Raw genomic sequence first — 9,360 nt, forward strand, 5'->3', positions numbered from 1 at the left:
TATTTTAATAAAAAGAGGAGCGTATTTCCTATGATCGGTATTTTAAAAAAGGTGTTTGATGTAAATCAACGCCAAATTAAACGTATGCAAAAGACAGTTGAGCAAATTGATGCATTAGAGTCATCTATTAAGCCACTAACTGATGAACAATTAAAAGGAAAGACGCTTGAATTTAAAGAACGTCTAACAAAAGGTGAAACAGTAGATGATTTACTACCTGAAGCTTTTGCAGTTGTTCGCGAAGCGGCAACTCGTGTTCTTGGAATGCGTCCATATGGCGTACAGTTAATGGGTGGTATTGCCTTACATGAAGGGAATATTTCTGAGATGAAAACGGGTGAAGGTAAAACGTTAACATCTACATTACCTGTATATTTAAATGCTTTAACAGGAAAAGGTGTTCACGTTGTTACAGTCAATGAATATTTAGCACAACGTGATGCGAGCGAAATGGGACAACTTCATGAGTTCCTTGGCTTAACGGTAGGAATTAACTTAAATAGTATGTCACGCGAAGAGAAACAAGAGGCTTATGCTGCTGATATTACGTATAGCACAAATAATGAGCTTGGATTCGATTACTTACGTGATAACATGGTTTTATATAAAGAGCAGTGCGTTCAACGTCCACTTCACTTTGCTATTATCGATGAAGTCGATTCTATTTTAGTCGATGAAGCACGTACGCCGCTTATTATTTCAGGACAAGCTCAAAAATCAACAGAGCTATACATGTTTGCAAATGCATTTGTTCGTACGTTAGAAAATGAAAAAGATTATTCATTTGATGTGAAAACGAAAAATGTAATGCTAACAGAAGATGGTATTACGAAAGCAGAGAAAGCTTTCCATATTGAAAACTTATTCGATTTAAAACATGTAGCACTTCTTCACCATATTAATCAGGGGCTTCGTGCACACGTTGTTATGCATCGTGATACAGATTATGTTGTACAAGAAGGCGAAATCGTAATTGTAGACCAATTCACTGGTCGTCTTATGAAAGGTCGTCGTTATAGCGAAGGATTACACCAAGCGATTGAAGCAAAAGAAGGTGTAGAAATTCAAAATGAAAGCATGACGCTTGCAACAATTACATTCCAGAACTACTTCCGTATGTATGAAAAATTATCTGGTATGACTGGTACAGCGAAAACAGAGGAAGAGGAATTCCGTAACATTTACAATATGAACGTTATTGTAATTCCGACAAACAAACCGATTATTCGTGATGATCGTGCCGATTTAATCTTTAAATCAATGGAAGGTAAGTTCAATGCTGTTGTTGAGGATATTGTAAATCGTCATAAAAAAGGACAACCTGTTCTTGTAGGTACAGTTGCAATTGAAACTTCAGAGCTTATTTCAAAAATGTTAACGCGTAAAGGTGTACGTCATAACATCTTAAATGCGAAAAACCATGCTCGTGAAGCAGATATCATTGCAGAGGCTGGTATGAAAGGTGCTGTAACAATCGCGACGAACATGGCAGGTCGTGGTACAGATATTAAGCTTGGAGACGATGTGAAAAACGTTGGTTTAGCAGTTATCGGTACAGAGCGTCACGAAAGTCGTCGTATTGATAATCAGTTACGTGGTCGTGCTGGTCGTCAAGGGGACCCTGGTGTTACGCAATTCTACTTATCGATGGAAGATGAATTAATGCGCCGATTTGGTTCAGATAATATGAAAGCAATGATGGACCGCCTTGGTATGGATGATTCTCAGCCGATTGAAAGTAAAATGGTTTCTCGTGCGGTAGAATCTGCACAAAAACGTGTTGAAGGAAATAACTATGATGCACGTAAGCAGTTACTGCAATATGATGATGTACTTCGTCAGCAACGTGAAGTTATTTACAAACAGCGTCAAGAGGTAATGGAGTCTGACAACTTACGCGGCATTATTGAAGGTATGATGAAATCTACAGTAGAACGTGCTGTTGCTCTTCATACACAAGAGGAAATTGAAGAAGATTGGAACATTAAAGGTCTTGTTGACTACTTAAATACAAACCTTCTTCAAGACGGAGATGTAAAAGAAGAAGAATTACGTCGCCTTGCTCCTGAGGAAATGAGCGAGCCAATTATTGCGAAATTAATTGAGCGATACAATGAAAAAGAAAAGCTTATGCCAGAAGAGCAAATGCGTGAGTTTGAGAAGGTTGTTGTATTCCGCGTTGTAGATACGAAATGGACAGAGCATATTGATGCGATGGATCACCTTCGTGAAGGTATTCATTTACGTGCTTACGGTCAAATCGATCCACTTCGTGAGTACCAAATGGAAGGATTCGCGATGTTCGAGTCAATGGTTGCTTCTATTGAAGAGGAAATTTCTCGTTACATTATGAAAGCTGAAATTGAACAAAACTTAGAACGTCAAGAAGTTGTTCAAGGTGAAGCTGTTCATCCTTCTAGCGATGGCGAAGAAGCAAAGAAAAAGCCAGTTGTAAAAGGTGACCAAGTGGGCCGCAACGATTTATGTAAATGTGGTAGCGGTAAAAAATATAAAAACTGCTGTGGTATCGTTCAGTAATATAGGACGGTAGCTTAGGCTGTTTTGCAAACTTTTATATCAAAAATGTATAATTAAGAAGGATTAAACTCTCTCCGTAATAAGTGGAGAGAGTTTCCCTTGTTTTCATACGAAAGTAACAGCAATTACATAGAGGTGAAGGAAATGGAATTAGTAGAAATTAGACAGGAATTAGAGAAAATGGCTAAGCGATTAGCGGCTTTTAGGGGGTCTCTTTGACCTCCCTACTAAGGAGAAACAAATTGCAGAATTAGAAGAGAAAATGATGGGCGCAGGATTTTGGGATGACCAACAAGGCGCACAAGCTGTAATTAATGAAGCGAATGCGTTAAAAGATATGGTTGGAAAGTTCCGTCAGTTAGATGAGACGTTCGAAAATTTAGAAATCACGCATGAGCTTTTAAAAGAAGAGTATGATGAAGATTTACATGAGGAATTAGAATCAGAAGTAAAAGGCTTAATTCAAGAAATGAATGAGTATGAGCTTCAGTTACTATTAAGTGATCCTTATGATAAAAATAATGCGATTTTAGAATTACATCCAGGTGCAGGTGGAACTGAGTCACAAGACTGGGGTTCTATGCTATTACGTATGTACACACGCTGGGCTGAAAAACGCGGATTCAAAGTAGAAACGGTTGACTATTTACCAGGTGATGAAGCTGGTATTAAGAGTGTAACTTTATTAATTAAAGGTCATAACGCTTACGGTTACTTAAAAGCAGAGAAAGGTGTACATCGTCTTGTACGTATTTCACCATTCGATTCTTCAGGGCGTCGTCATACATCATTCGTATCTTGTGAAGTTGTACCAGAGTTCAATGATGAAGTTGAAATCGAAGTACGTACAGAAGATTTAAAAATTGATACGTACCGAGCAAGTGGAGCTGGTGGACAGCACGTAAATACGACAGATTCAGCAGTTCGTATTACACATACACCGACAAATACGGTTGTAACATGTCAGTCGGAGCGTTCTCAAATTAAAAACCGTGAGCATGCGATGAAAATGTTAAAAGCGAAATTATATCAAAAGAAACTAGAAGAGCAACAAGCAGAATTAGATGAAATTCGCGGAGAGCAAAAAGAAATCGGATGGGGTAGCCAAATCCGTTCTTACGTATTCCACCCGTATTCTCTTGTAAAAGACCATCGTACAAATACGGAGGTTGGTAACGTACAAGCTGTTATGGATGGAGAGATTGATCCATTTATTGATGCTTACTTACGTTCTCGCATCTAATAAGCGAAAAAAAGCCAACGAAATTGTTGGCGCATGCTGAGGACAATAGAGGATATAAAGAATTTGATTTTATTTTTATAGATGAAGTAAAGAGGAAGAGAAGTTGGAAACGACAACTTCTCTTTTTGATGGGATTATATGTAGATTACAATGCTGTATATTGTTTTGTAAAAAGTAGAGAATAGTAAAATAGAGCGGTAATATGGTAAAGATTTATATAGAACTTTCTAATTTTCCTTTTAAAAAGGATGCTTTATAGGAGTTTTTTAAGTTGTTCACAGAATTGAAACAACTTATGAAAGCATTATTTTATCAAGGTTCTCACTGTATTTTTGAGGAATATGAAATACACCTTAGTTTTTCTATATAAAGATAATGCTTATAATGAAAATGAGTGTGTTAGGAATAAAAAGAATATCAACAATGGGGAGCGATAGAAGTGAAAAAGAAATTGTTGGCTATTGCGCTAGGGACATCGGTTGTTTTTGCTTTAGGAGCATGCGGAAATAAAGAAGAGAGTAAGTCTTCGAAACAGTCTGCAAGCACAGACAGCGCAGAACAAATTTTCCAAAGAAGTTGTGCGGGATGTCACGCAACAGATTTATCAGGGGCAACTGGACCTGATTTAAGAAAAGTAGGCGGTAAGTACGACGCTGCAGATATCGAAGAGATTATTAAAAAAGGCCGCGGTTCAATGTCACCAGGACTTATTCAAGGTGAAGATGCGAAAAAAGTGTCTGAATGGTTAGCTGAACATAAATAAAAAAGGTGAAATGGACGAGTTGATAATATAGTCAACTCGTTTTCCTTTTTTCTGGTATGTAACATAACTGTAACAAAAATGTATCCAAATTGGAAACCGTTTGATGTTACAATGGGGTTTGTAGAATTTTGCTGAAATATATTACATAGAGTGGTATTGCTTATGAGAAAGCATAAGTAAACTATCTTCAACAAGGATGACTAAATGAAAATGAAGGATGTCTTTTGTTTTCAGATGTACAGAAAAGTATTTCGAAAAAAATCATTAAGTATTGGGTGATAAATAATGATAAAAATGACGAATGTTTATAAGGAGTACCCGAATGGTATGAAAGCCATTGCTGGTCTTACAGTTAACATTAAACAAGGTGAATTCGTATACGTAGTTGGACCGAGTGGAGCCGGAAAATCTACATTTATTAAAATGATGTATCGTGAAGAGAAACCATCTACAGGATCTATTAATGTAAATGGACTTACTATCGAAACATTGGCAGAAAGAGATGTTCCGTATTTCCGTCGTCAATTAGGCGTGATTTTCCAAGATTTCAAATTGCTACCTAAATTAACAGTATATGAGAATGTTTCGTTTGCTTTAGAAGTAATTGAAGAAGAACCGGATGCAATTCGTGAGCGTGTAACAGAAGTTCTAGGTCTTGTAGGCCTTGAAGATCGTGCAGACGCACTTCCAAGTGAGCTTTCGGGCGGGGAGCAACAACGTGTGGCTATTGCAAGAGCAATTGTAAATAGACCAAAGGTTGTAATTGCCGATGAGCCAACAGGTAACTTAGATATTGAAACAGCTCTTGATATTATGAATATTTTTACTCGCATTAATGAGCGCGGCACAACGATTGTTATGGCGACGCATAATGCAGATATCGTAAATACAATCCGTCATCGTGTAATCGCGATTGAAGGCGGAAAAATTGTTCGAGATGAGATTGAGGGAGGATACGGATATGAAGGCTAAGACCCTTAGTCGACATTTGCGAGAAGGTGTAAAGAATCTATCACGTAACGGATGGATGACATTTGCTTCTGTTAGTGCAGTAACAGTTACATTATTACTTGTAGGTGTCTTTTTAACAGCGATTATGAATATGAACCATTTTGCGACGAAAGTAGAGCAAGATGTAGAGATTCGTGTACACATTGATCCAGCTGCAAAAGAAGCGGATCAAAAGAAATTAGAAGAAGATATGAGTAAGATTGCAAAAGTAGATTCTATTAAATATTCTTCTAAAGAAGAAGAGTTAAAACGTTTAATTAAAAGCTTAGGTGATAGTGGAAAAACGTTTGAGTTATTTGAACAAGATAACCCACTTAAAAACGTATTCGTTGTAAAAGCGAAAGAACCAACCGATACAGCGACAATCGCGAAGAAGGTTGAAAAAATGCAGTTTGTTAGTAATGTTCAGTACGGAAAAGGGCAAGTTGAACGATTATTTGATACTGTAAAAACTGGTCGTAACATTGGGATTGCGTTAATTGCTGGTCTTTTATTCACAGCGATGTTCTTAATCTCTAATACAATTAAAATTACAATTTATGCTCGTAGTACAGAAATTGAAATTATGAAACTTGTTGGTGCAACAAACTGGTTTATTCGTTGGCCATTCTTGCTAGAGGGATTATTCTTAGGAGTATTAGGATCAATTATTCCAATTGGCCTAATTCTAATTACGTATAATTCGTTGCAAGGTGTGTTTAATGAAAAACTTGGCGGAACAATTTTCGAGCTTCTACCATACAGTCCATTCGTATTCCAATTAGCTGGTTTACTAGTGTTAATCGGTGCTTTAATCGGTATGTGGGGAAGTGTAATGTCAATTCGTCGCTTCTTAAAAGTATAAAAAGTTGCAAACATAATTCGTACAAGCTTATCATATAGTAGAAATAGGTAAAGGCATCACACACTGTGTGATGCCTTTTGCTACACCACCTGTGTGTTTTGGAAAGGGGAATTCCGCATTGAAACGTAGAGTTGCAATTATTGGAATGGTTGTTGCATTTTTAATTGGTGCTGGCGGAATGTTTGCAGGCATGTCTGTATTTGGGGTTAACCCATCAGAAGTAACGCAAACAATTTCGAGTGGGAATGCTAGCACTGCGCAAGGGAATTTGGCAAAAATTAATGAGGCGTATGCACTAATTGATTCACGTTATGTGGAAGACGTGAAAGATGAAAAGTTAGTTGAAGGTGCAATACAAGGTATGTTGTCTACGCTGAAGGACCCTTATTCCACGTATATGGATAAAGAAACAGCCAAACAGTTTAGTGAATCGCTTGATCCCGAATTAGAGGGGATTGGGGCTGAGGTGAACAAGACGGACGGTAAGCTTATTATCGTATCGCCAATTAAAGGTTCACCAGCAGAAAAGATAGGAATTAAACCGAATGACCAAATTTTATCTGTAGATGGAAACAGTGTGAAAGACTTATCACGTGAAGAAGCAGTATTAAAAATTCGTGGTAAAAAGGGAACGACTGTCGCAATTGAAATTAAACGTGCGGGAGTAACTGATCCGATTGTATTTAAAATTAAGCGTGAAAAGATTCCGATCTTTACAGTGTTTAGTTCTGTGAAGCAAGAGAGCGGAAAAGATATCGGTTATATGCAAATCACTTCTTTTGCTGAAAATACAGCGAAAGAATTTAAGGATCAGTTAAAAGAGTTAGAGAAGAAAAATATAAAAGGCTTAGTTATTGACGTGCGTGGTAATCCTGGTGGCTACTTAAATAGTGTAGAAGATATACTAGGGGAAATTATGACGAATAAAAAGCCGATGCTACAAGTAGAGCAGCGAAATGGTGAGAAGAAGAAATTCTCTACGGAACTGAAAGAGAGAAAACCATATCCAATTTCAGTATTAATTGATAATGGAAGTGCTTCTGCTTCAGAGATTTTAGCGGGTGCGTTAAAAGAAGGAGAAGGATACGATTTAATTGGTGAAAAGACATTTGGTAAAGGTACTGTCCAGCAAGCTGTTCCATTTAAAGACGGCAGCAACATTAAATTAACGATGTTTAAATGGTTAACACCGGATGGGAACTGGATTCATAAAAAAGGAATCGCGCCAACAGTAGAAGTGAAGCAACCAAATTATTATCATGCGACACCAATTCAAATTGAAAAAACACTTTCATACAATTCAAATGATGTACAAGTAAAACATGCTCAGGAAATGCTTAAGAGCTTAGGTTATGTACCAGGTCGTGAAGATGGATACTTTAGTAAAGAGACAGAATCGGCTCTGAAAGCATTCCAAAATGCAAATGAAATGGAAGCGACAGGACAGCTTGATAAAAAGACAGCTGAAGCGATTCAAACTAAAATTATCGAAAAAATCCGTTCTGGAGAAAATGATCTACAATTACAGTCAGCATTAAAATTAATGGCAAAATAAGAAGAAATACAGGCAGTTTGCTGCCTGTATTTTTTTGTGTTAAACAAACGTTTGTTTAGTTATGATAATATAAAAAGAAAGAATGATATAAATGGTGGTGAATGAGTTCATGGAGGCATGGATTTTTGAAATAATGCGGGCAGTTGGACGTTTTTTCTTACACCCTGCTGTCTATATATTTGTAATAAGTAGTATCTTCGTTGGATACTTACGTATGTTAAGAGAACGAAAAGATTTTTCTTTTAAAGTTTATGATATTTGGTTTGAACTGCGAACCTCTCTATTTGCAGGGATTGGATACGGATTAGTAGTATCTATTATTACGATTGGGCTTGGACTTGTTGTTTCTAAAGCAAGCTTATGGGCCATTTTAATTTGGACGTTACTATTTGGATTAACGGCTATGTATCGATGTTTATCGGCGGCTTATACATTTAGCATTGCGATCGTATGTGTTCTATTATCTTCTAAGCTACCAGTTTCCTTTTTACAGCTTCGAGAAGGTGAAGAGAGTACCATTGTATCCCTTGTTATTTTACTAGGCGTTATGCTTATTGTAGAAGGCTTATTGATTTCTAAAAATGCAGTAGGATATTCGACGCCGAGGATTAGGCAGGGGAAGCGTGGATTAAAGATTGGTTTACACGAATCAAAGCGTTTATGGATCGTTCCTATTTTTATTCTTGTACCGGGTGATGCGGTAACGCAGTTTATTTCATGGTGGCCTGTCGTTTCAATAGGTTCAAATACATATTCTCTATTCCTCGTTCCATTTTTAATTGGATTTATGAGAAATATTAAAAGTTATGAGCCGACGGAAGCTTTATTATTTACAGGAAGACGTGTTTATGGGTTAGCAGGACTTGTGCTCGTTTTAGGAATCGCAAGTTACTGGTGGCATGTACTTGCAATTATCGCGATGGGAGTCGCTATGCTTGGGCGTTTCACAATTTCGATGCAAGAAAAAATTGCCGATGAAACAAGACCAGCGTATTTTGCTGCACGCAATGATGGGCTCGTTGTACTAGATACAATTCCAAATACAATTGGAGCAGAGCTGAAATTACTGCCTGGAGAAATTATTACGAAAGTAAATGGAGTCATTCCAAAAAGCGCCGAGGAATTTTATGATGCGCTTCAAACGAAGACGACAGGAGCATTTTGTAAATTAGAAGTATTAGATACAAATGGTGAGCTTCGTCTTGCACAAACTGCATTATATGCTGGTGGACATCACGAATTAGGTATTGTATTCGTTGAACAGGAGCATGAGTGGGATTCGGAAGCGATGTAATAGATGTGATTTTTCATAATTATTCGGAATAGTTTCAAGAACTCCTAAACTAGATTTCAAAATCAGCTAGAAAGTAAAACAGCTAAGAAAATTATATTTTCTTAGCTGTTTT

The 9,360-nt window shown here is 37.2% G+C and carries 7 protein-coding genes; all 7 read left to right on the forward strand.

All coding sequences use genetic code 11. From position 1 onward, the window contains the following. Positions 1–30 precede the first annotated feature (30 nt). The 7 genes from secA (at position 31) to ACTFRU_RS19220 (ending at position 9,248) form a co-directional block, all read left to right on the forward strand. Complete coding sequence (gene secA, locus ACTFRU_RS19190; RefSeq protein ID WP_000579387.1) at positions 31–2,538, forward strand: preprotein translocase subunit SecA; 2,508 nt, start codon at positions 31–33, stop codon at positions 2,536–2,538. 144 nt (positions 2,539–2,682) lie between these two features. Next, positions 2,683–3,781, forward strand: a protein-coding gene (prfB, locus tag ACTFRU_RS19195; protein ID WP_096001716.1) for a peptide chain release factor 2 whose coding sequence is annotated in 2 segments (ribosomal slippage) — positions 2,683–2,754 and positions 2,756–3,781 — 1,098 coding nt in all. Because the reading frame shifts where the segments join, the coding sequence is not laid out codon by codon here. A 439-nt stretch (positions 3,782–4,220) separates the two neighbouring features. Further along, positions 4,221–4,544, forward strand: a complete 324-nt coding sequence (gene cccB / locus ACTFRU_RS19200; RefSeq protein ID WP_000727971.1) for a cytochrome c551 — start codon at positions 4,221–4,223, stop codon at positions 4,542–4,544. Positions 4,545–4,829: 285 nt separating this feature from the next. After that, positions 4,830–5,516, forward strand: coding sequence for a cell division ATP-binding protein FtsE (gene ftsE / locus ACTFRU_RS19205; RefSeq protein WP_000594321.1), 687 nt, complete (start codon positions 4,830–4,832; stop codon positions 5,514–5,516). After that, a complete protein-coding gene (gene ftsX / locus ACTFRU_RS19210; protein WP_000645027.1) occupies positions 5,506–6,399 on the forward strand; it encodes a permease-like cell division protein FtsX in 894 nt (297 codons plus the stop codon). The genes ftsE and ftsX overlap by 11 nt, the downstream gene beginning before the upstream one ends. A gap of 118 nt (positions 6,400–6,517) precedes the next feature. Then, entirely contained in the window at positions 6,518–7,954 is a 1,437-nt protein-coding gene (locus ACTFRU_RS19215) for a S41 family peptidase (protein WP_000830313.1), read from the forward strand. 109 nt (positions 7,955–8,063) lie between these two features. Further along, the gene (locus ACTFRU_RS19220) at positions 8,064–9,248 is read left to right on the forward strand and encodes a PDZ domain-containing protein (RefSeq protein ID WP_000388603.1); all 1,185 of its coding nucleotides are present in this window, start codon (positions 8,064–8,066) and stop codon (positions 9,246–9,248) included. The last annotated feature ends 112 nt before the right edge of the window (positions 9,249–9,360 follow it).

The sequence above is a fragment of the Bacillus cereus group sp. MYBK220-1 genome, assembly GCF_051916445.1.
In the GTDB taxonomy this organism is placed as follows: domain Bacteria; phylum Bacillota; class Bacilli; order Bacillales; family Bacillaceae_G; genus Bacillus_A; species Bacillus_A cereus.